We start from the raw sequence: 20,487 nt of genomic DNA on the forward strand, positions 1-20,487 counted from the left end.
TGCGTCAATACGACGACCACACCCGAGCAGGCGACGGTTGCCGCAGACGGGGTTCACACCGATGGACCCAGGTGCGACGCTGTGATCATGAGCCGTATCGAAGCGCCTCGCGACGAACAGACAGGGAACCTGGTCGACCGTCTCCTGAGCGGTCTGCCCGCCGAGGCCGTCCTGACCGACCCGGACGTCACGGCCTCCTACGCCAACGACATGGCCAGCTTCTGCCCGGCCGGCGTCCCCGCAGTGGTCGTACTGCCCCGCACGGTCGAGCAGGTGCAACACGTCATGCGCATCGCCACCGAACTGCGCGTCCCCGTCGTCCCGCAGGGCGCCCGCACGGGCCTGTCCGGCGGCGCCAACGCCTCCGACGGCTGCATCGTGCTGTCCCTGACGAAGATGGACCGTATCCTCGAGATCAACCCCGTCGACCGCATCGCGGTGGTCGAGCCCGGCGTCATCAACGCCACCCTCTCCCGCGCGGTCAACGAGCACGGCCTCTACTACCCGCCGGATCCCTCCAGCTGGGAGATGTGCACCATCGGCGGCAACATCGGCACCGCCTCCGGCGGGCTGTGCTGTGTGAAGTACGGGGTGACGGCGGAGTACGTCCTCGGACTGGACGTGGTCTTGGCGGACGGCCGCCTGATGTCCACCGGCCGGCGGACCGCGAAGGGCGTCGCCGGATACGACCTGACCCGCCTGTTCGTCGGCTCGGAAGGCTCCCTCGGCATCGTCGTCCAGGCGACCCTGGCACTGCGCCCGCAGCCGCCCGAGCAGCTGGTGCTGGCCGCCGAGTTCGCGTCCGGCGCGGCCGCCTGCGACGCGGTGTGCCGGATCATGGAGGGCGGGCATGTGCCGTCCCTCCTCGAACTGATGGACCGTACGACGGTCAAGGCCGTCAACGACCTCGCCCACATGGGACTCCCGGAGACCACCGAGGCCCTGCTGCTCGCCGCTTTCGACACCACCGACCCGGCCGCCGACCTCGCCGCCCTCGGCGCGCTGTGCGAGGCGGCCGGCGCCACGCAGGTCGTGCCCGCCGACGACGTCGCCGAGTCCGAACTCCTTCTCCAGGCCCGCCGGCTGTCGCTCACCGCCCTCGAAGCCGTCAAGGGCACCACGATGATCGACGACGTGTGCGTGCCCCGCTCCCGGCTCGGCGAGATGCTCGAAGGCACCGAGCGGATCGCCGAGAAGTACCAGCTCACCATCGGCGTCGTCGCGCACGCCGGAGACGGCAACACCCACCCCACCGTCTGCTTCGACGCGGCCGACCCCGACGAGTCCCGGCGCGCCCGCGAGTCCTTCGACGAGATCATGGCCCTCGGCCTGGAGCTCGGCGGCACGATCACCGGCGAGCACGGCGTGGGCGTACTGAAGAAGGAGTGGCTGGCGCGCGAGATCGGCCCGGTGGGGGTGGAGATGCAGCGGCAGATCAAGCAGGTCTTCGACCCGTTGGGGATCCTGAATCCCGGCAAGCTCTTCTGACGTCCGTACGCGATCACTCCCCGTCCTTCGACTCGTCGCTCGGCCACGGGTCGCGCAGCCACAGGTCGTCGGCGGGCGTCGGGGCGAGCAGGTCCGCCAGGGCCTCGTCGATACCGAGCTGCTCGCCCTCAGACCCCGGGGGCACCACCCGCAGCGTCCGCTCCAGCCAGGCCGACACCTGGGCCGCGGGCGCCTCCAGGAGGGCGTCCCCGTCGGGCGAACTCAGTGCCATCAGGACGACGCTGCGGCCGTCCACCTTCGTCGGCCACACCCGCACGTCCCCGTGCCCGCACGGCCTGAACACCCCCTCCACCAGGAGCTCGCGGGCGAACGTCCAGTTCACCGGGTGGTCGGAGCCGATGTGGAAGGCGACGTGGACGGCGTACGGGTCGTCGGAGCGATAGCTGAGCCGGGCGGGGACCGGGATGCTGCGCTCGGGCGACAGAATGAGTTTGAGCTCGAGCTCGCGCTCTACCACGGTGTGCATGTCGTGTGTTCCCCTCTCGTGTCTGTCTCGTACGAGTGGAGAGAGGCGGTGCGGCCGGAACCATTACGCGGGTTCGGAAAACTTTTTTCCCGGGGGTTCACGACGTTGCTCAAAAGGAGTGGGTCCGGTGGGACTGGCGGTGGGGGTTGCGCCGGTCTGATAGATGTGGAGCCCCCCATATTCACCCCCGAGCAGATACGGGACGACGGACATGAGCGCCCCAACCCCGGCACCCGGTGACGACAGGCCCCGCGAAGGGTATTACCCGGACCCGTCCATTCCTGGATACGTCCGGTACTGGAACGGTGCCGCCTGGGTACCGGGCACGAGCCGGCCGGCCCCGTCGGACGGTGCGGCCCCGGCCCCCGTGTCGGTGGAGGAGACGGGCCCGCACTTCTTCGACGAGGACCCGCAGCCCGCGCCCAACCCGTCCGACGCCCAGTACGGCAGCCGTCCCGAACCCGCGTCCGCCTGGGGCGCCGACCGCTCCCGTCAGTCCGGCTTCGGCGGCGACCAGGACCGCCGGGTCTCCTGGGGCGCGGCGGCGGGCACCGACCCCCGCGTCCCGTCGGACACGACGAGCGGCGACGGCACGGCCACGATCCCGCCCGCGGAGTCCGACAGCGCGGCCCAGGGCAACACGTTCGTCTTCCGCAGGCCGACGCCCGGGGCAGCGGCGCCGTCCGGCCCGGGCACGGCACCGCAGTCCGGCAGCGGGGCGAGCGCCTCCGGCGGCCCGGCGTTCGGCGGCCCCGGCTCGGGTGGCTCGGGTGCGGCAGGCTCCCACGGTCCCTCCGGTGCCGGTGTTTCCGGCGGCCCGGCCTTCAGCGGTCCGGGCACGGGTGGCTCGGGTGCCTCCGGCGGCCCCGCCTTCGGTGCCGCGGGGTCCTCCGGTGCCGCAACTCCCGGCGTTCCCGCCCCCGGTGGCCCCGTCGCCGACGAGGGCACCATGACCTTCCGGGCGCTCTCCCCGCGCACGGCCCAGCAGGGTGGGGCGCAGGGCGGAGGCACGGGCGGCGCACGGTCCGACGGTGCGGCGGCGGGCGGCTTCGGAGCCCCGCCCGCGGCCACCCCCGGCTTCGGCGCGGGCAAGGCCGCCGCCGAGCGTGCCGTCTCCGCGCAGGCCGGTGTCCAGGGCGCCGTCGGACAGGCCGCGGGCCCGCAGCAGGCGGCTCCGCGGACCCCGCCCGCCTCCGTCCCCCAGCAGTCCACCCCCATGGCCGGCGGCGCCGGTGGCGGTCAGTCCTCCTGGGCCCAGCAGGTGCACCGCCTCGCCGCCACCCCTGGCGAGGACGAGCCCGTCACGCCCTGGAAGCCGCCCGTGGAGGACGTCTTCCAGGCCGCCGCCCGGCGTCAGGCCTCCGCCCGCCCCGCGGGCCTCGGCAAGCGGCTGACGGCCCGGCTGCTGGACACCGTCGTCCTCGTCGGCGTCACCGGCGCGGCCGCCGTCCCGCTCGGCACCAGGGCGCTGGACCACGTCAACGAGAAGATCGACGCGGCCAAGCTCTCCGGCGAGACCGTCACCGTCTGGCTCCTGGACGGCACGACCTCCGCCTACCTCGGCATCGTCCTCGCCGTCCTCCTCGTCTTCGGCGTCCTCTACGAGGCGCTGCCCACCGCCAAGTGGGGCCGCACCCTCGGCAAGAAGCTGCTCGGACTGGAGGTGCGGGACATCGAGGGCGGCGAGCCCCCGACGTTCGGCGCGGCCCTGCGCCGCTGGCTCGTCTACAGCGTCCCCGTTCTGCTCGCGATCGGTGTCGTGGGCGTCGTATGGGGCCTGTTCGACAAGCCGTGGCGCCAGTGCTGGCACGACAAGGCCGCACATACGTTCGTAGCGGGATAGCCGCGTACGGCACAAGGGCCACCGGATTCCGTACCCCGGACGGCCGCTCGCCGGATGCGGAGCCGTGGGGATCGCGGTCGACTCGGGCCATGAGCAGCGAACCGCCCCCCGGCTCCGGCCAGCAGCCGCCGGAAGACGACCCGTTCAGGAAGCAGCCCCCGCCCTCGGGCGGCGAGGGTTCCCCGTACGGCAGTCAGCCCCCGCCGTCAGGGGACGCAGGCTCGTCGTACGGCAGTCAGCCTCCGCCGTACGGGGGCGGCAGTCCCTACGGCGGCGGCGACCCGTACGGCGGCGGCTCGTTCCCGAACGACCCGCTCGCCGGCATGCCCCCGCTCGCCGACAGCGGCAAGCGCACGCTCGCCCGGATCATCGACATGATCCTCGTCCTCATCGTGGTCTGGCTGCTCACCTGGGGCTTCGGCGTCAACGAGTACGACGTGGACCCCGACAAGGTCGAGTACGGCAAGTCCTTCACACAGTCGCTCATCACGGCCGTGCTCTACATCGCGTACGACACCGTCATGATCAGCCGCTCCGGCCAGACGCTCGGCAAGAAGTGGCTCGGGATGCGAGTGGCGAACCTCGAGAACGGCTCAACGCCCTCCGTGCAGACCACGCTGACGCGTTCGGCGGTGCTGTGGATCCCGTTCGCGTTCTGCTGCGCCTGTGTCTGGACCGCGATCTCGGGCGGCTGGAGCTTCTTCGACAAGCCCTACAAGCAGGGCCTGCACGACAAGGCGGCGAAGACGGTGGTGGTCAGCACCAACTGACCACCGGGGACCGTCGGTTCATCAGGAGGCGGCGCGCTCGTGCACCGGCTCGGTCGCCAGTACGGTGACCGACGCCGGTACGGGCGTCTGTGCCGTCTCCGCTGTCTCGGTGGCGGGCTTGCGCACCGCGACCACGCGGGCCTTGGGGATGGGGACCGTCATGGCGACGAGCAGCCCGAGGGCGAGCGCCGCGACGGCGATGACCGCGATCCCCAGACCCGAACTCGTCTGTGACAGCAGCAGCATGGCGAGCGTCGAGAAGATCACGGTGAACGAACCGTAGGCGAGCTGTGCGGCAGTCGGACGAGGCATGGCAATCGTGTCCTCGGAAGTGGGGGTCCACGGGGGTGTCGGCCTGGCTTTCCGCCGTTTTGGGGCGTTCCGCCGAATGACTCTAATCGCGTGCATGCCCGAGCGGAACGAACGGTAAGCGTGACCTAACCAACAGTACCGGTGCATGGGGGGCGCACGGAGTCATACCGTCCACGAAGTGGACACGCGCGAGCGCCGGTCGAGGGCGGCTCCAGATGCCGTCCCGCAGGGCCGACACGGGGGTCTCATAGCCCAGTTGTCCCGAGTAGATCAAGATCTACTTCTTTAACGGTACGAGATCGGGTCGTTGCCGTCGATGCCCCAGAACGAACCGCAGTTGGTCACATACGCCTGCGCGGGCGGCGAGGACACCAGGCCCGTCGAGAGAGACGCGGCGCACAGGACGAACACCTGAAAACCCGGGCGATCCGGGTGCTGCCCTGGCTGTGACGCTGTAATGCGCTGGGACGACACCTCCGCGACGGGGTTCTTCCGCTACGAGAAGAACAACGGCGACCCCATGGTCGAGGTGCGGGACGCCTCGTACGCGTGGGACGACTGGGCGCGCACGTCGTGGGACGGCTGCCCGCTCGGCTACTGGGCCTGCAACGAGGTCCGGATCAACTTCAACTCACGGACGATGGGCGGCCTTTCGGCCCGTGAGAAGAAGATCGCGGCCGAGCACGAGCTGGGCCACGCCTATGGTCTGTCGCACACCACCTACACCTGCTCCAACCCGGGACCCGCGGTCGTGCGGCAGGGTGAGGGCAAGTTCTCCTGCGGTAGTGACGGCCCCTGGTACGACGACGTCCACGGCGTCAAGTCGAAGTACTGAGCCGTGAGTCGGCCGACAGACGAGGAGTGCGGTTGAAGACGACTCGGCGCATCCGCGCCCTGGCCGCCGGTCTGCTGGTCGCGTCGCTCGCGGCCTGTACCCCCGGCAACTCCGGCGAGTCCGTCGGTGCCGACGGGAAGCCGTACATCGAGGCGGACTACGCGACCTACACGAGCGCGTCGGACGTCAGTTCCGCGTCGGACGTCGGGATCCTGGGCGCTGTCCTGAGTCTTTCGTTCCGTGAGTGCGACGAGGGCGGCGACCCCGCCGGGGAAGTGACCGTGAGCCCCACCGCGGCGGACGAGGGCGACCCGAGCCCTGATGCCTCGGCCACGGACGAGCCGGTGCCCAGCGTCACCCCCACGGAGGTGGCGGGCGGCTCGGGCACCGAGGACTGCCTTCCCATGGTCTTCATGAAGGTCCGGGTCGCGGGGATCATGAAGAACACCGGGTTCAACATCAATGTCGACGACCAGATCATCGTCGGCAACATCGACCTCGACGCCGTGACGATGGAGGGTGCCACCGAACTGGTGGTGGGCAAGACGTACGTCCTCTATCTCGACAACATCGGGGAGGGCGACGCCCCGGGTGTCTCCGGCGTCGGGTCGTTCTGGATCCCGGTCGGCGGCAACCAGGGCATCTTCCTCCAGGGCAAGGGCACGGTGACGCCCGCGTCGGCCAACATCGTCGCCCTGACGTCCGCGGAGGCTCAGAAGATCACGGCCGGCGGCGCGACACCGGCCAAGAAGTTCACGACCACGGTCGAGGCGCTGCGCAAGGTCTCGAAGCTGAGCGCGTCGAAGGCGAGCAGTGCCGCCAAGGCGGCCAAGTCGAAGAAGAAGTGACATGTCGTGATGGGGGTCTCCCGTGCGCGGGCGGCCCCCCTCGCGTTCGTAAAGCGGACGTCAGATCCGCATAGTGCAGTTGTCCTGTCCAAGTCAAGATCTGTCTTTTCTTCTGAACCTCTAGTCAAATGCCGTCACTTGACTAGGGGAGGAAGACTCAGGTGCCCAGCAGATCCTGGACGTTCAGAGCGGCCGCGACCACCGTCGCACTGGCCGCCGCGACGGCGACCATCTCCACCTTCGCCGTCGCGCAGGCCGACACCACCGCGGCACCGGCCGCGGCGAACCGCACCGATCCGCAGCCGGCGAAGACCACGCAGGAGCACGACTTCGACGGCCCGCTCTCCCAGACCCAGGAGGCGCAGCGCGAAGAGGCGCTGAAGCAGGTCATATCCGGCGCCGCCACGGTCAAGAACCGTGACGGCTCCAAGGTCGTCGAGCTCAAGAGCCGCAAGGGCGACAGCAAGTACGTCGAGCTGGGCCGCGAGCAGACCGACAAGATCTTCACGATCCTCGTCGAGTTCGGCGACCGGACGGACCCCCGCTACGGCGGCACGCCCGGCCCCGCGCACAACGAGATAGCCGAGCCGGACCGTGCCCAGGACAACAGCACGGCCTGGCAGGCGGACTACAACAAGGCCCACTTCGAGGACCTCTACTTCGGCGACGGCACCGCCTCGATGAAGACCTACTACGAGAAGCAGTCCTCGGGCCGCTACTCGGTCGAGGGTGAGGTCACCGACTGGGTCAAGGTCCCCTACAACGAGGCCCGTTACGGCTCCAACTCCTGCGACACCTGCGCCTGGAACGCGGTCCAGGACGGCGTCACGGCATGGGTCGCCCAGCAGAAGGCGGCGGGGCGCACCGAGGCCGAGATCAAGGCGGACATCGCCGAGTTCGACCAGTGGGACCGCTACGACTTCGACGGCGACGGCGACTTCAACGAGTCCGACGGCTACATCGACCACTTCCAGATCGTGCACGCCGGCGAGGACGAGTCCGCGGGCGGCGGCGCGCAGGGCGAGGACGCCATCTGGGCGCACCGCTGGTACGCCTTCGGCACCGACCAGGGTGCGACCGGCCCCGAGGGCAACCTGCTCGGCGGCGCCCAGATCGGTGACACCGGCATCTGGGTCGGCGACTACACCATCCAGCCGGAGAACGGCGGACTCGGCGTCTTCGCCCACGAGTACGGCCACGACCTGGGTCTGCCGGACCACTACGACACCTCCGGTGACGGCGAGAACTCCACCGGCTTCTGGACGTTGATGTCCTCCGGCTCCTGGCTCGGCACCGGCAAGGACACCATCGGTGACCTGCCCGGCGACATGACCGCCTGGGACAAGCTCCAACTGGGCTGGCTGGACTACGACGTGGCGAAGGCCGCGACCAAGTCGACGCACAAGCTGGGTGTCGCCGAGTACAACACCAAGAACAAGCAGGCTCTCGTCGTCGAACTGCCCGAGAAGGCGGTCACCACCGAGATCGTGACCCCCGCCCAGGGCGCCACCCAGTGGTGGAGCGGCAGCGGCAACAACCTCAAGAACACGCTGACGCGTTCCGTCGACCTCACCGGCAGGTCCGCGGCGCTGCTGACCCTCGACGGCTGGTGGGCCGCCGAGGCGAACTACGACTACGTCTACACCGAGGTCTCCACCGACGGCGGCACCACCTGGACGCCGATCGACGGCACCGCGGACGGCGCGGCCCTCCCGCGCGACGCCAGCGGCCAGCCGACGCTCACCGGTTTCTCGGAGACGTACAAGAAGCTGTCGTTCCCGCTCGACGCCTACGCGGGCCAGAAGATCGACCTGCGCTTCCGCTACTCCACCGACGGCGGCGTGGCCGAGAAGGGCTTCGCGGCGGACCGGATCACCGTGACGGCCGACGGCGCGGCCCTGTTCGCCGACGACGCCGAGACCGCGGACGCGGCCTGGACGGCGAGCGGCTTCACCCGTGTCGGCGCGACCGTCGCGGACGACTACGCGCAGTACTACATCGCCGAGAACCGTCAGTACGTGTCGTACGACAAGACGTTGAAGGTCGGCCCGTACAACTTCGGCTTCTCCACGACCCGTCCGAGCTGGGTGGAGCACTTCCCGTACCAGAACGGCCTGTTGATCTGGAAGTGGGACACCTCCCAGGCGGACAACAACACCAGCGCGCACCCCGGAGTCGGTCTGCTTCTGCCGGTCGACTCGCACCCGACGGCGCTGAAGTGGTCCGACGGCACCGCGATGCGCAGCCGCATCCAGGCGTACGACTCGCCCTTCAGCCTGTTCCGCACGGACGGCATCACGCTGCACAACGCGGACGTCGCGAAGAGGATCCCGTCGGCGAAGGGGGTGTCGGTCTTCAACGACCACACCAGCACGTACTACGACGCGACGACCCCGTTCGCGGGTGTGAAGCTCACTGACACCAACACCAAGATCAAGATTGTCCAGGAGGCCCTGAACGGCTCGACGATCAAGATCGAAGTCGGCCGCGCGGTGAAGTAGTCGGCATTTGCGCAGGTCAGAAGCGAATCGGCGGTGACCCCTGGCGGGTCGCCGCCGATCGTGTTTAGGTGCGTCCTGATGGCTTTCTTATTGACACCGGTGCACACGGGGGTGTGACTGCATGGCCGCAGGAGGTTTCTGCAAACTGCCGACAGGCAGCGTGGTGGTGGCGCTGAACCTGCCCAGACCCGCCACCGACGGCACGGGCTGCGTCCGTGTCCTCGTCCACGCCCGCAACCGCGCACGAGCCCTGACCAGGCTGCGCAACCTGGGGCTGCGGGCGGTCTACCTGCGGGGCAACGCGGCCCCGCCGACCCCGGACGAGGTGACGGCCGTCCTCCATCATCCGGACGGCCTGATATGGCGCACGGCCCCTGACAACGCTGTCGCGGCGGTGCCGGGACCGGAGCTGGCCCAGGAGCTGTGGCACCCGATCAGGGCCCTGATCAGAAGGCCGGCGGCACCGGCGTAGGCGCCTGACGCCTACGCGACGACCGGCTTCCCGGAGAGTTCCACCCCGGCCTGGCGCAGCTCCTCCAGGGCCCGGTCGGTGGTCTCCTCGGCCACTCCCGCGGTGAGGTCGAGGAGCACCTGCGTACGGAAACCCTCCCGTACGGCGTCCAGCGCGGTGGCCCGTACGCAGTGGTCCGTGGCGATGCCCACCACGTCCACCTCGACGACCTCCCGCGCCCGCAGCCAGTCGGCCAGCGCGACGCCGTTCTCGTCGGCGCCCTCGAAACCGCTGTAGGCCGCCGAGTACGCCCCCTTGTCGAAGACGGCGTCGATCGCGCCGGAGGCGACGGCGGGGGCGAAGTTCGGGTGGAAGCCGACACCCTCGGTACCGGCGACGCAGTGCGCGGGCCAGGAGTGGGCGTAGTCGGGGTTGTCGGCGAAGTGGCCGCCGGGCGCGATGTGGTGATCGCGGGTGGCCACCACATGCTGGTAGCCGGAGCCGCCGGCCGCCTGTCCGATCAGCTCGGTGACGGCGGCGGCCACATCGGCACCCCCGGCCACCGCGAGACTGCCCCCCTCGCAGAAGTCGTTCTGTACGTCGACGACGATCAAGGCGCGGCGCATGGTGGGTGTCCTTCGACTAAGAGTGAACTTAAGAGCCTAGAGACTTCGACGGCGCTGCGGGAGGGCGCACCAGTTTTAGCTACCCGAGCGCCCGTGTACGTACTCCGTCGGAATGACGGGTTCCCCGCGCGACAGCTGGGTCGCCGACAGCGGCAGCCCGTCGCGCGCGGCCGTGTGCCGGTCCCGTACGACGTCCAGCGGCTCGCGCGCCACGACGTCGCCGCTCTTGACCAGTTCGACGAGGAGCTGCCGGTCCACGAGGTCGGCCGGGACGGCCCCGGTGCCGACGACCTCGGCCTCCGCGATCCCGTCCGCGTCCAGCCGCCGGGCCGCCCACTTGCGGCCGCCGATGGAGGTCTTGCCGCCGGAGGACTTCTTCGCGACCGGCACCAGCGGCGCCTTCACGTCGGCGGACTCGGCGCGGGCGACCAGCTTGTAGACCATCGAGCAGGTCGGGTGCCCGGAGCCGGTCACCAGCTGGGTGCCGACGCCGTACGCGTCCACGGGGGCCGCCGCGAGCGAGGCGATGGCGTACTCGTCGAGGTCCGAGGTCACGATGATCTTCGTGTCCCGGGCGCCCAGCTCGTCCAGCTGCTGCCGCACCCGGTGGGCCACGAGAAGCAGGTCGCCCGAGTCGATGCGGACCGCGCCCAGCTCCGGTCCGGCGACCTCCACCGCCGTACGGACGGCTTCCGTCACGTCGTAGGTGTCCACGAGCAGCGTGGTGTTGCGGCCCAGCGAGTTCACCTGGGCCTGGAAGGCGTCGCGCTCCTGGTCGTGCAGGAGGGTGAAGGCGTGGGCGGAGGTGCCGACGGTCGGGATGTTGTAGCGGAAGCCGGCCGCGAGGTCGGAGGTGGAGGCGAAGCCGCCGAGGTAGGCGGCGCGGGAGGCGGCGACGGCGGCGAGCTCGTGGGTGCGGCGGGCGCCCATCTCGATCAGCGGGCGGCCCCCGGCGGCCGAGGACATCCGGGAGGCGGCCGCGGCGATCGCGGAGTCGTGGTTGAGGATCGAGAGGATCACGGTCTCCAGCAGCACGCACTCGGCGAAGGAGCCCTCCACCCGCATGATCGGCGAGCCCGGGAAGTAGACCTCGCCCTCCGGATAGCCCCAGATGTCACCGGAGAACCGGTACGAGGCGAGCCAGTCCAGGGTCTCCGCGTCGACGATGTTCCGTTCACCCAGGAAGCGCAGGACGTCCGCGTCGAATCGGAAGTTCTCGACGGCGTCCAGGACGCGCCCGGTGCCCGCGACGACGCCGTACCGACGCCCGTTCGGCAGTCGCCGGGTGAAGACCTCGAAGACGCTGTGCCGCTCGGCGGTACCGGCCTTCAGCGCGGCCTGCAACATCGTGAGCTCGTACTGATCAGTGAAGAGCGCCGTCGAGGGAACATCCACCGGCAGCCCAAGGTCCGCTGTGTTCATAGGACGGGATAGTACTCCCTTCTCGTCGGTGTGACGATTTCTGTGATGCGTGGCAGCATGGGCCATGTGACGTCACCCGCTCCCGTAGAGATCGAACGCACCGAGTCGGCGGAAGAGGTCTTCGCCGTCCCTGAGCCGGACGTCCCCTGGGTCACCATCGTCCACAACGACCCGGTCAACCTCATGAGCTACGTGACCTATGTGTTCCAGACGTACTTCGGGTACACGAAGGACAAGGCCACCAAGCTCATGATGGACGTCCACCACAAAGGCCGGGCGGTCGTCTCCAGCGGTAGTCGCGAGGAGATGGAGCGCGACGTGCAGGCGATGCACGGCTACGGTCTGTGGGCCACCCTGCAGCAGGACCGGAAGTAGCTGAACTGACCTTCATGCCTGGACACTTCGAACCGCTCCCCGGCGGCGGCGCGGCCGTCGCGCTCGACGACGTCGAGATCTCCATCATCCGCTCGCTGGCCGTACAGCTCCTGGAGCTCATCGGGCCGGGGCCCGCCGAGGACGCCTCCGACGACCCCCTCGCCGAGCTGTTCACCGACGGCCCGAGCGAGCCGCCCTCCGACCCGGTGCTCAAGCGACTGTTCCCGGACGCCTACAGCGACCCCGAGGGCACCCCTGGACCCAGGGAGGCCGACGAGCAGAAGGCGTACTCCTCGGAGTTCCGCCGCTACACCGAGAACGACCTGCGGGCCGGCAAGCGGGACAGCGCCCTCGCGGTGATCCGCTCCCTGGACGCGCTGAGCCCGGTGGACGACGGCGGGGCGGTGCTCAAGCTGTCGCCGGAGGAGTCGCGGCAGTGGCTCGGGGCCCTCAACGACCTGCGCCTCGCGATCGGCTCCCGGCTGGAGATCGCCGACGAGGAGGACACCGACCTTCTCTACCGGCTGCCGGACGAGGATCCCCGCAAGCCGATGGTGATGGCGTATCTGTGGCTGGGCGGGCTCCAGGAAACCCTCGTAACGACGCTACTTCCGTAACTTCTGCCGTAGTTTGTGACTTTTTTGTGTTCGCTCAGCGGACGCTCAAATCCGGATAACGATCGCGTCACCGTGCTGATGGCGTATGCCCACTCCGGCATTTGTTTGTCCGCTTCTTCCTGTGCCCTGCGCCACATCTCGCACAGGTGATCAATGTTGCGGCCGTGATAAATCTTCACGACCGCCCGACGAACACCACCCGTATGTTCGGTCGGGTGCGCCACCGAGCCGGTAACCGCCGGCCAGGCAGGGGCGGGCCTTGCAAGCTCGCCCAACTCCATCATCCGGGGGGATCGAGAACCGATCCGAGGCCGACGAGAGGCCCGGTTCGGTATGGAGAAAGGCGCACCACACATATGACCTCCGCTCAGGTCGAAAAAGGCTCGGAGAACACCTCCGAAGAGGGTTACGAGCGTGGCCTCGGCAGTCGCCAGGTCCAGATGATCGCGATCGGCGGCGCCATCGGCGTCGGTCTCTTCCTCAACGCCGGGGCGAACATCGCCAAGGCGGGCCCCAGTCTCATCCTGATGTACGCCGTCGCCGGCGTCATCATCTTCTTCATCATGCGCGCGCTCGGTGAACTCCTGCTCTACCGCCCTGTCTCGGGCTCGTTCGCGGAGTACTCCCGCGAGTTCCTCGGCCCGTTCTTCGGCTATTTCACCGGCTGGACGTACTGGCTGCTGTGGGTCGTCACCGGCATGGCGGAACTGACCGCCGCCGCGATCTACATCCACTACTGGTTCCCGGACGTCCCGCAGTGGGCCTCGGCGCTCGGCTTCCTGGTCGTGCTGTTCGTGGCCAACCTGATCTCGGTGAAGCTGTTCGGCGAGATCGAGTTCTGGTTCTCGATGATCAAGGTCACCGCCCTCATCGGCATGATCGTGATCGGCCTCGGCGTCCTCACCTTCGGCTTCAGCGCCGCCGGCGACACGGCCGCCGTCTCCAACCTCTGGGCCTTCGACGGCTTCTTCCCCAAGGGCATCGGCTCGTCCCTGATGACCCTGCAGGGCGTCATGTTCGCCTACCTCGCCGTCGAGCTGGTCGGCGTCACCGCCGGTGAGTCGGAGAACCCGGAGAAGACCCTCCCCAAGGCGATCAACACCCTGCCCTGGCGCATCGGCCTGTTCTACGTCGGTGCCCTCACCGTCATCCTCTGCGTGGTCAAGTGGACCGAGTTCGCGCCCGGTGTCAGCCCCTTCGTGAAGGCCTTCGCGATGATCGGCATCCCGGCGGGCGCGGGCATCGTCAACTTCGTCGTGCTGACCGCGGCCCTGTCCTCCTGCAACTCCGGCATGTACTCCACGGGCCGCATGCTGCGCACCCTCGCGGACAGCGGCGAGGCCCCCAAGGTCTTCAACAAGCTGTCGGTGACGAAGACGCCGGCGCTGGCCATCACGGTGTCGGTGCTGTTCATGGGCATCGGCGTGGTTCTGAACTACATCGTTCCGGAGAAGGCCTTCGGCTACGTCGTCTCCGTCGCCACCGCGGCGGGCATCTGGACGTGGCTGATGATCCTGATCAGCCATGTGCGCTACCGCCGCGCGGTCGAGGCGGGGCGCCTGCCGGCGTCGTCCTTCCCGGCGCCGGGTGGTTCGAAGGGCTCGTACGTCGCCATCGTGTTCCTGCTCTTCGTGACCGGGCTGATCGCGTACGACTCCGAGTCCCGGGTCTGTCTGTACGTGATGGCGGGCTGGGCCGTGGCGCTCGGGATCGGCTGGGCCGTGCTCAAGAGTCGTAACCCGGAGATTGCGGAACGCCGCGAGCCGGAGTTCGAGAAGGTCGGCTAGATCCACGGCAGGGAGACCGTCGTTCGTCTGCGGCTTCGCTGTGGCTGATCGCGCAGTTCCCCGCGCCCCTTAGGGACGTCCAGTGACCGGGAGTTTTCGTGGAACCCCCTGTCGCTGCCGCTCAGGCGTCCGGCATATGGGCCGTCCCGTACCGCCTGTCGGTACGGGGTGGCCCGTCTGCTTATCCTGGCCAGCATGCTGACCATCACCCAGGCCCTCGTCGACCAGATCGTCGCGCACGCGCGCAAGGACCACCCCGACGAGGCATGCGGCGTCGTCGCGGGTCCGGCCGGCTCGGACCGTCCCGAGCGCTACATCCCGATGCTGAACGCGGCCATGTCGCCCACGTTCTACGAGTTCGACTCCGGCGACCTCCTCAAGCTCTACCGCGAGATGGACGACCGCGACGAGGAGCCGGTGGTCATCTACCACTCCCACACCGCCACCGAGGCCTACCCGTCCCGCACCGACGTGAGCTACGCCAACGAGCCCGGCGCGCACTACGTTCTCGTCTCCACCGCGGACACCGACGGCCTCGGCGACTTCCAGTTCCGCTCGTTCCGGATCGTGGACGGCGAGATCACGGAGGAAGAGGTCACGGTCGTAGAGGCATACTGATCACCGTACGCCCGACCAACTCGCCCTATCGGAGACGGTGTTGACGCGACGGCCACATGGACAGCGCCCCACGATCGTGGATGTCGCACGTCGGTCGGGGGTGTCGAGATCCACGGTCTCACGGGTGATCAACGGCGAGCCCAAGGTCCGCGCCGAGGTCGTCGAACAGGTCCGGCAGGTCATCGCCGAGCTGGGCTACGTCCCCAACCAGGCCGCCCGGCAACTGGTCACCCACCGCACGAACGCCGTCGCCGTCGTCGCGGACCAGCCGGACAACCGGCTCTTCCTCGACCCCTACTTCGACTGCCTCCTGCGCGGCATCCGCAGGGAGCTCGCACTCCACGGCTCCCAGGCCGTCCTCCTCTTCCTGGACGAGCCGGACGACCACGCGCGCGTGGCCGACTACCTCGGCGGCGGCCATGTCGACGCGGCCGTCCTGTTCTCCCTGCACCCCGGCGGCCGGCTGCACGAGATGATCGGCCGCCTCGACATCCCCGCGGTCTTCGGCGGCCGCCCCCTGCTGCGCGACGGCGACACCGTGCGCGCCCACGCCTATGTCGACGGCGACAACCGCGGCGGAGCGCGGCAGGCCGCCCGGCACCTGGTCTCCCTGGGCCGCCGTCGCATCGCGACCGTCACCGGCCCCCACGACCAGGAGAACTCCGCCGCCGAGCGTCTCGCCGGCTACCGCGATGTCCTGCCCGACGCCCCGCCGGAGCTGATCGAACGCGCCGACTACACCCGCCAGGGCGGCGCCGACGCCATGGCCGCACTGCTCGACCGCCGCCCCGACCTGGACGCCGTCTTCGTCGCCTCGGACCTGATGGCCCAAGGCGCCCTGGAGGCATTGCGGGCACGGGGGCGCCGCGTCCCCGAGGACGTGGCCGTCGTAGGGTTCGACGACCTCGCCGAGATCGCCGAGGCGACCGACCCGCCGCTGACCACGGTCCACCAGGACGTGGGGGAGATGGGGCGACTGATGGCCCGGCTGCTGTTCGACCGTCCCTCGGAGCTCCCGTCGGTCGTCGTACCCACCCGACTCGTCCTGCGCGCGTCCGCCTGAGCGTGACGGTCCCAACAGCGCCATCTCACTCCCCGGCCGCGATCCGTCCGGAATGTGGGATCACATTCCGGGACCCGGGACGGGAATCGATACGATGAGCCCATGGTTTTTGACGACGTGAGCGAAAAGACGCCGGGCATGCTGCTCGTGGCGCGGCTGCACGTCGACCTGTGCAGGCTCGCCAGCGCCATCTGTTGACGCTGCCCCCTGCCGCCGTACGGCCGTGAGCCGCGGCGCGTCACACGCACGACCTGCTGAAATGCGCTGCCGCGCGCCCACCGACCAGACACTTCCGACAGGAGCCCGCAACCATGGCCATCGAGGTCCGTATCCCCACCATCCTCCGCACCTACACCGACGGCCAGAAGGCGGTGGAGGGCAACGGGGACACCCTCGCCGAGCTCTTCGCCGACCTCGAGACCCGGCACCCGGGCGTCCAGGCCCGCATCGTGGACGGCGGCGAGCTGCGCCGCTTCGTCAACGTCTACCTCAACGACGAGGACGTCCGCTTCCTCGACGGCATCACCACGAAGCTGTCGGACGGCGACAACGTCACGATCCTGCCGGCCGTCGCCGGCGGCATGGCCTGATCCCGATGCGCTACGACTCCCCGCTGGCCGCGGTGGGCAACACCCCTCTGGTGCGCCTGCCGCGGCTGTCGCCGTCCGACGACGTCCGCATCTGGGCCAAGCTGGAGGACCGCAACCCCACCGGCTCGGTCAAGGACCGCCCGGCCCTGCACATGATCGAGCAGGCGGAGAAGGACGGCCGCCTCACCCCGGGCTGCACCATCCTGGAGCCCACCAGCGGCAACACCGGCATCTCCCTGGCCATGGCCGCCAAGCTCAAGGGCTACCGCATGGTCTGCGTGATGCCCGAGAACACCTCGCAGGAGCGCCGGGAGCTGCTCGCCATGTGGGGCGCGGAGATCATCCCGTCGCCCGCCGCGGGCGGCTCCAACACGGCCGTACGCGTCGCCAAGGAACTGTCCGCCGAGCACCCCGACTGGGTGATGCTCTACCAGTACGGCAACCCGGACAACGCGGGCGCCCACTACGCCACGACCGGCCCGGAGATCCTCACCGACCTCCCCTCCATCACCCACTTCGTGGCGGGCCTCGGCACCACCGGCACCCTGATGGGCGTCGGCCGCTACCTGCGCGAGCACAAGCCGGACGTCAAGATCGTCGCCGCCGAGCCGCGCTACGACGACCTCGTGTACGGCCTGCGCAACCTCGACGAGGGCTTCGTGCCCGAGCTCTACGACGCCTCGGTCCTGACGACCCGCTTCTCGGTCGGCTCCGCGGACGCGGTCACCCGCACCCGCGAACTCCTCCAGCAGGAGGGCATCTTCGCGGGCGTCTCCACGGGCGCCGCCCTGCACGCCGCGATCGGCGTCGGCCACAAGGCGCTGAAGGCGGGGGAGAGCGCCGACATCGCGTTCGTCGTCGCGGACGGCGGCTGGAAGTACCTGTCGACGGGTGTCTACACGGCGGCGACGACGGAGGAAGCGATCGAGACGCTGCAGGGCCAGCTCTGGGCGTAAGCCCTCGTCACGCTCCTTGAGGCTCTACGTCGCCAGGTGACGGACCTGGTCCCACAGGACCGGGTCCACCACCCCCACCCTGCGCCGGAAGTCCCACACCGCCACCTCGCGCAGCTCGTCCGTCTCCAGGAAGCTCGCGCGGCCGTGGGCATCGCCCACCGAACCCGGCGGCAACGGGATCACCCCGGCCCGCTCGTCGTGGTACTTGCTGGTGATCTTCGCGACGACCGCGCGCCTCCCGCGCACCGCGAGCACCAGACACGGCCGGTCCTTGGCCCCCGGCCCGTCCTCGAAGGGCACGTTCGCCCACCAGATCTCCGCAGGCCGTGGACGCGCGGTGCCGGTCCGCGGCCCGGGACGCCCCGGCGGCCGCGTCCTGCGACCCTCCGGTCTGCGGCCCCGTCCCCACCCGTCCACGAGCGTGGCGACCAGCGCCAGCAGTACCACCGCCGCGAGCGCCAGCCACCAGGACGTGTCCATACGGACGACGTTACCGGCGCACGATCCGCATCGCGCGCCTTCTTCCAAGCCTTACGCGCCCCTGGTCCAGCCGAACCGGTGACAGCACAGGTGAGTTCGCCCACAACAGCCCTTGGCGGAGGAGCGACAAGGGGTTTTGCGCCTTACGCTCGACGGACCGCAAGACCCCCGAGTCCCCTTTCCCGATCTTCTGGATTCCTGGATCTCCTGGATTACCGCCAGCGGAGGTTTCTGCTTTATGAAGCTCACCGTCGTCGGCTGCTCGGGGTCGTTCCCGTCCGCGGAATCGGCCTGCTCGAGCTACCTCGTAGAGGCCGACGGCTTCCGGCTGCTTCTCGACATGGGCAACGGTGCCCTTGGCGAGTTGCAGCGCCACTGCGGTCTCTACGACCTCGACGCGATCTTCCTCAGCCATCTGCACGCCGACCACTGCATCGACATGTGCGCGTACTTCGTCGCACGCTACTACCGCCATGACGGCGGCCGCTGCGATCCGATCCCGGTCTACGGACCCGAGGGCACGGAACACCGGCTGACCACCGCCTACGCGGACACTCCGACCGCCTCCTCCATGAGCGAGGTCTTCGACTTCCACACGGTCAAGCCGTCCACTTTCGAGGTCGGCCCCTTCACCGTGCACACCGAGCGCGTGGCGCATCCCGTGGAGGCGTACGGCATCCGCGTCGAACACGGCGGCAAGTCGCTCACGTACTCCGGTGACACCGGTATCACCCCGGCGCTGGACGAACTCGCCCGGGACACCGACCTGTTCCTGTGCGAGGCCGCCTTCACGCACGGCAAGGAAGACATCCCCGACCTGCATCTCAACGGCCGCGAGGCGGGTGAGACGGCGGCCCGGGCAGGCGCCCGCCGCCTGGTCCTCACCCACATCCCCCCGTGGACCGACCCGCAGGTCAACCTCACCGACGCCCGCGCGGTCTACGACGGCCCGGTGGAGCTGGCGACGCCGAGGGTGTCGTACGACATCTGACTCCTCGTACACACACGAAGGCCCCGGAACCTTCCCGGTCCCGGGGCCTTCGTCATGCCGTACGGCGGTCGCGACTCACGCCTTGGTGAGGTCCTCGACCTCCTCCTCGGGCTCGCGGCCCGGGGTGGGGAGGTTCCACCTGGTGATGGCGAAGCGGAAGCCGAAGTAGTAGATCGCTCCGAAGACCAGGCCGATCGGAATGATCAACCACGGCTTCGTGGCCAGGTTCCAGTTCAGGGCGTAGTCGATGAAACCGGCGGAGAAGTTGAAGCCGGCGTGGACTCCCAGCCCCCAGGTGACGGCCATGGATATGGCGGTGAGCACCGCGTGGATGGCGTAGAGGACCGGGGCGATGAACATGAACGAGAACTCGATCGGCTCGGTCACACCGGTCACGAACGAGGTCAGCGCGAGCGAGATCATCATGCCCAGCACGGCCTTGCGGCGCTCGGGGCGAGCCGTGTGAGCGATGGCGAGCGCGGCGGCGGGCAGACCGAACATCATGATCGGGAAGAAGCCGGACATGAACATTCCGGCGGTCGGGTCGCCGGCCAGGAAGCGGCTGTAGTCGCCGTGGACGACCTCGCCCGCCGCGTTGGTGAAGTCGCCGAGCTGGAACCAGGCCACCGTGTTCACGAACTGGTGCATGCCGATGGGGATCAGGGCGCGGTTGATCAGGCCGAAGAGGGCGGCACCGAACGAGCCCAGACCGGTCATCCACTCGCCGAAGTTGCCGATGCCCTCGCCGATCGGCTCCCAGACCAGCCCGAAGAAGACACCGACGAAGACGCCGACGAAGGCCATGATGATCGGGACGAGACGGCGGCCGTTGAAGAAGCCGAGCCAGTCCACGAGCTTCTTGCGGTGGTACCGCTGCCACAGGACAGCGGAGAGCAGACCCATGATGATGCCGCCGAGGACACCGGGGTTGTTGTAGGTCGCGGCTATGTCCGCACCCGCCTGGACCTTGGCCTCGGTGACCGGGAAGGCTTCCAGGACCTTGCTGTAGACCAGGAAGCCCACCAGCGCGGCGAGGGCGGTCGAGCCGTCGGACTTCTTGGCGAAGCCGATGGCGACGCCGATGCAGAAGAGCAGGGGGAGGCTGCCGGTGATCGCACCGCCTGCCTTGTCGAAGACCAGGGCGACCTTGTCCCAGCCGAGGCCGTCGGCCCCGAACACGTCGGGCTGGCCGAGCCGGACCATCAGGCCCGCCGCCGGCAACACGGCGATCGGAAGCTGCAGACTGCGGCCGACCTTCTGAAGGCCCTGGAAAAGACCGGATCCCCGCTTCTTCGCGGGGGCCGCCGTGTCGGTGGCGGTGCTCATACGTCCTCCATCGGGTGGTGGTCTACACCACTCAGTGGTGTAGACCTGTTGTACACGATGGAGGTCGATATAAGGAACCCGTCAATTCCGCAACCGGAGGG

The 20,487-nt window shown here is 69.2% G+C and carries 23 protein-coding genes; 16 read left to right on the forward strand and 7 right to left on the reverse strand.

Going from position 1 to position 20,487, the window contains the following annotated elements:
• Positions 1-81 precede the first annotated feature (81 nt).
• Positions 82-1,488, forward strand: a complete 1,407-nt coding sequence (locus ACWD3I_RS00570) for an FAD-binding oxidoreductase (protein ID WP_365398720.1) — start codon at positions 82-84, stop codon at positions 1,486-1,488.
• Positions 1,489-1,501: 13 nt separating this feature from the next.
• Here ACWD3I_RS00570 and ACWD3I_RS00575 read toward each other — a convergent pair whose 3' ends face one another.
• Positions 1,502-1,975, reverse strand: a complete 474-nt coding sequence (locus ACWD3I_RS00575) for an SsgA family sporulation/cell division regulator (protein WP_266891794.1) — start codon at positions 1,973-1,975, stop codon at positions 1,502-1,504.
• 211 nt (positions 1,976-2,186) lie between these two features.
• On the opposite strand from ACWD3I_RS00575, the gene ACWD3I_RS00580 reads away from it, so the two are divergent.
• Together ACWD3I_RS00580 and ACWD3I_RS00585 are read left to right on the forward strand one after the other, a co-directional pair.
• Positions 2,187-3,818 (forward strand): RDD family protein, encoded by a 1,632-nt coding sequence (locus ACWD3I_RS00580; RefSeq protein ID WP_365398716.1) that lies wholly within the window; start codon positions 2,187-2,189, stop codon positions 3,816-3,818.
• 89 nt (positions 3,819-3,907) lie between these two features.
• The gene (locus tag ACWD3I_RS00585) at positions 3,908-4,588 is read left to right on the forward strand and encodes an RDD family protein (protein ID WP_365398713.1); all 681 of its coding nucleotides are present in this window, start codon (positions 3,908-3,910) and stop codon (positions 4,586-4,588) included.
• Between the two features lie 21 nt (positions 4,589-4,609).
• On the opposite strand, the gene ACWD3I_RS00590 is transcribed toward ACWD3I_RS00585, so the two are convergent.
• A complete protein-coding gene (locus ACWD3I_RS00590; protein WP_365398710.1) occupies positions 4,610-4,900 on the reverse strand; it encodes a hypothetical protein in 291 nt (96 codons plus the stop codon).
• A gap of 285 nt (positions 4,901-5,185) precedes the next feature.
• On the reverse strand, positions 5,186-5,311 hold the full coding sequence (locus tag ACWD3I_RS00595) for a hypothetical protein (protein WP_365398707.1): 126 nt from the start codon (positions 5,309-5,311) through the stop codon (positions 5,186-5,188).
• A 46-nt stretch (positions 5,312-5,357) separates the two neighbouring features.
• Here ACWD3I_RS00595 and ACWD3I_RS00600 point away from each other — a divergent pair, with 46 nt between their 5' ends.
• From ACWD3I_RS00600 to ACWD3I_RS00615, 4 genes are all read left to right on the forward strand, one after another.
• Entirely contained in the window at positions 5,358-5,735 is a 378-nt protein-coding gene (locus tag ACWD3I_RS00600) for a zinc metalloprotease (RefSeq protein WP_365398704.1), read from the forward strand.
• A gap of 32 nt (positions 5,736-5,767) precedes the next feature.
• Positions 5,768-6,583, forward strand: a complete 816-nt coding sequence (locus tag ACWD3I_RS00605) for a hypothetical protein (RefSeq protein WP_365398702.1) — start codon at positions 5,768-5,770, stop codon at positions 6,581-6,583.
• Positions 6,584-6,744: 161 nt separating this feature from the next.
• Entirely contained in the window at positions 6,745-9,084 is a 2,340-nt protein-coding gene (locus ACWD3I_RS00610) for an immune inhibitor A domain-containing protein (RefSeq protein ID WP_365398699.1), read from the forward strand.
• Between the two features lie 121 nt (positions 9,085-9,205).
• Entirely contained in the window at positions 9,206-9,556 is a 351-nt protein-coding gene (locus ACWD3I_RS00615) for a hypothetical protein (protein ID WP_046258982.1), read from the forward strand.
• An 11-nt stretch (positions 9,557-9,567) separates the two neighbouring features.
• On the opposite strand, the gene ACWD3I_RS00620 is transcribed toward ACWD3I_RS00615, so the two are convergent.
• Together ACWD3I_RS00620 and ACWD3I_RS00625 are read right to left on the reverse strand one after the other, a co-directional pair.
• Entirely contained in the window at positions 9,568-10,161 is a 594-nt protein-coding gene (locus ACWD3I_RS00620; RefSeq protein WP_365398695.1) for an isochorismatase family protein, read from the reverse strand.
• Positions 10,162-10,236: 75 nt separating this feature from the next.
• On the reverse strand, positions 10,237-11,583 hold the full coding sequence (locus ACWD3I_RS00625; protein WP_365398692.1) for a nicotinate phosphoribosyltransferase: 1,347 nt from the start codon (positions 11,581-11,583) through the stop codon (positions 10,237-10,239).
• Between the two features lie 57 nt (positions 11,584-11,640).
• On the opposite strand from ACWD3I_RS00625, the gene clpS reads away from it, so the two are divergent.
• The 8 genes from clpS to ACWD3I_RS00665 all read left to right on the forward strand — a co-directional run bounded on the left by clpS (position 11,641) and on the right by ACWD3I_RS00665 (position 17,589).
• Positions 11,641-11,958, forward strand: coding sequence for an ATP-dependent Clp protease adapter ClpS (gene clpS, locus ACWD3I_RS00630; RefSeq protein ID WP_046259019.1), 318 nt, complete (start codon positions 11,641-11,643; stop codon positions 11,956-11,958).
• Between the two features lie 14 nt (positions 11,959-11,972).
• Positions 11,973-12,575, forward strand: a complete 603-nt coding sequence (locus ACWD3I_RS00635; protein ID WP_365398689.1) for a DUF2017 domain-containing protein — start codon at positions 11,973-11,975, stop codon at positions 12,573-12,575.
• 356 nt (positions 12,576-12,931) lie between these two features.
• Positions 12,932-14,362, forward strand: a complete 1,431-nt coding sequence (locus tag ACWD3I_RS00640; protein ID WP_365398686.1) for an amino acid permease — start codon at positions 12,932-12,934, stop codon at positions 14,360-14,362.
• Between the two features lie 195 nt (positions 14,363-14,557).
• Positions 14,558-14,980 carry a M67 family metallopeptidase gene (locus tag ACWD3I_RS00645; protein WP_365398683.1) on the forward strand — a complete coding sequence of 141 codons (423 nt, stop codon included), beginning with the start codon at positions 14,558-14,560 and terminating at the stop codon, positions 14,978-14,980.
• Between the two features lie 40 nt (positions 14,981-15,020).
• Entirely contained in the window at positions 15,021-16,043 is a 1,023-nt protein-coding gene (locus ACWD3I_RS00650; protein WP_365398679.1) for a LacI family DNA-binding transcriptional regulator, read from the forward strand.
• A gap of 102 nt (positions 16,044-16,145) precedes the next feature.
• Positions 16,146-16,241 carry a putative leader peptide gene (locus tag ACWD3I_RS00655; RefSeq protein WP_310736469.1) on the forward strand — a complete coding sequence of 32 codons (96 nt, stop codon included), beginning with the start codon at positions 16,146-16,148 and terminating at the stop codon, positions 16,239-16,241.
• 113 nt (positions 16,242-16,354) lie between these two features.
• Positions 16,355-16,633, forward strand: coding sequence for a MoaD/ThiS family protein (locus tag ACWD3I_RS00660; protein ID WP_171144370.1), 279 nt, complete (start codon positions 16,355-16,357; stop codon positions 16,631-16,633).
• A gap of 5 nt (positions 16,634-16,638) precedes the next feature.
• Complete coding sequence (locus ACWD3I_RS00665) at positions 16,639-17,589, forward strand: PLP-dependent cysteine synthase family protein (RefSeq protein WP_365398675.1); 951 nt, start codon at positions 16,639-16,641, stop codon at positions 17,587-17,589.
• Between the two features lie 24 nt (positions 17,590-17,613).
• On the opposite strand, the gene ACWD3I_RS00670 is transcribed toward ACWD3I_RS00665, so the two are convergent.
• Positions 17,614-18,069 carry a type II toxin-antitoxin system PemK/MazF family toxin gene (locus ACWD3I_RS00670; protein WP_307030098.1) on the reverse strand — a complete coding sequence of 152 codons (456 nt, stop codon included), beginning with the start codon at positions 18,067-18,069 and terminating at the stop codon, positions 17,614-17,616.
• A gap of 238 nt (positions 18,070-18,307) precedes the next feature.
• On the opposite strand from ACWD3I_RS00670, the gene ACWD3I_RS00675 reads away from it, so the two are divergent.
• Positions 18,308-19,060, forward strand: a complete 753-nt coding sequence (locus ACWD3I_RS00675) for an MBL fold metallo-hydrolase (protein ID WP_266891822.1) — start codon at positions 18,308-18,310, stop codon at positions 19,058-19,060.
• Between the two features lie 75 nt (positions 19,061-19,135).
• Here ACWD3I_RS00675 and ACWD3I_RS00680 read toward each other — a convergent pair whose 3' ends face one another.
• Positions 19,136-20,386, reverse strand: coding sequence for a PTS transporter subunit EIIC (locus tag ACWD3I_RS00680; RefSeq protein WP_365398670.1), 1,251 nt, complete (start codon positions 20,384-20,386; stop codon positions 19,136-19,138).
• Positions 20,387-20,487 lie beyond the last annotated feature (101 nt).

The organism is Streptomyces sp. NPDC002817 (assembly GCF_053592055.1).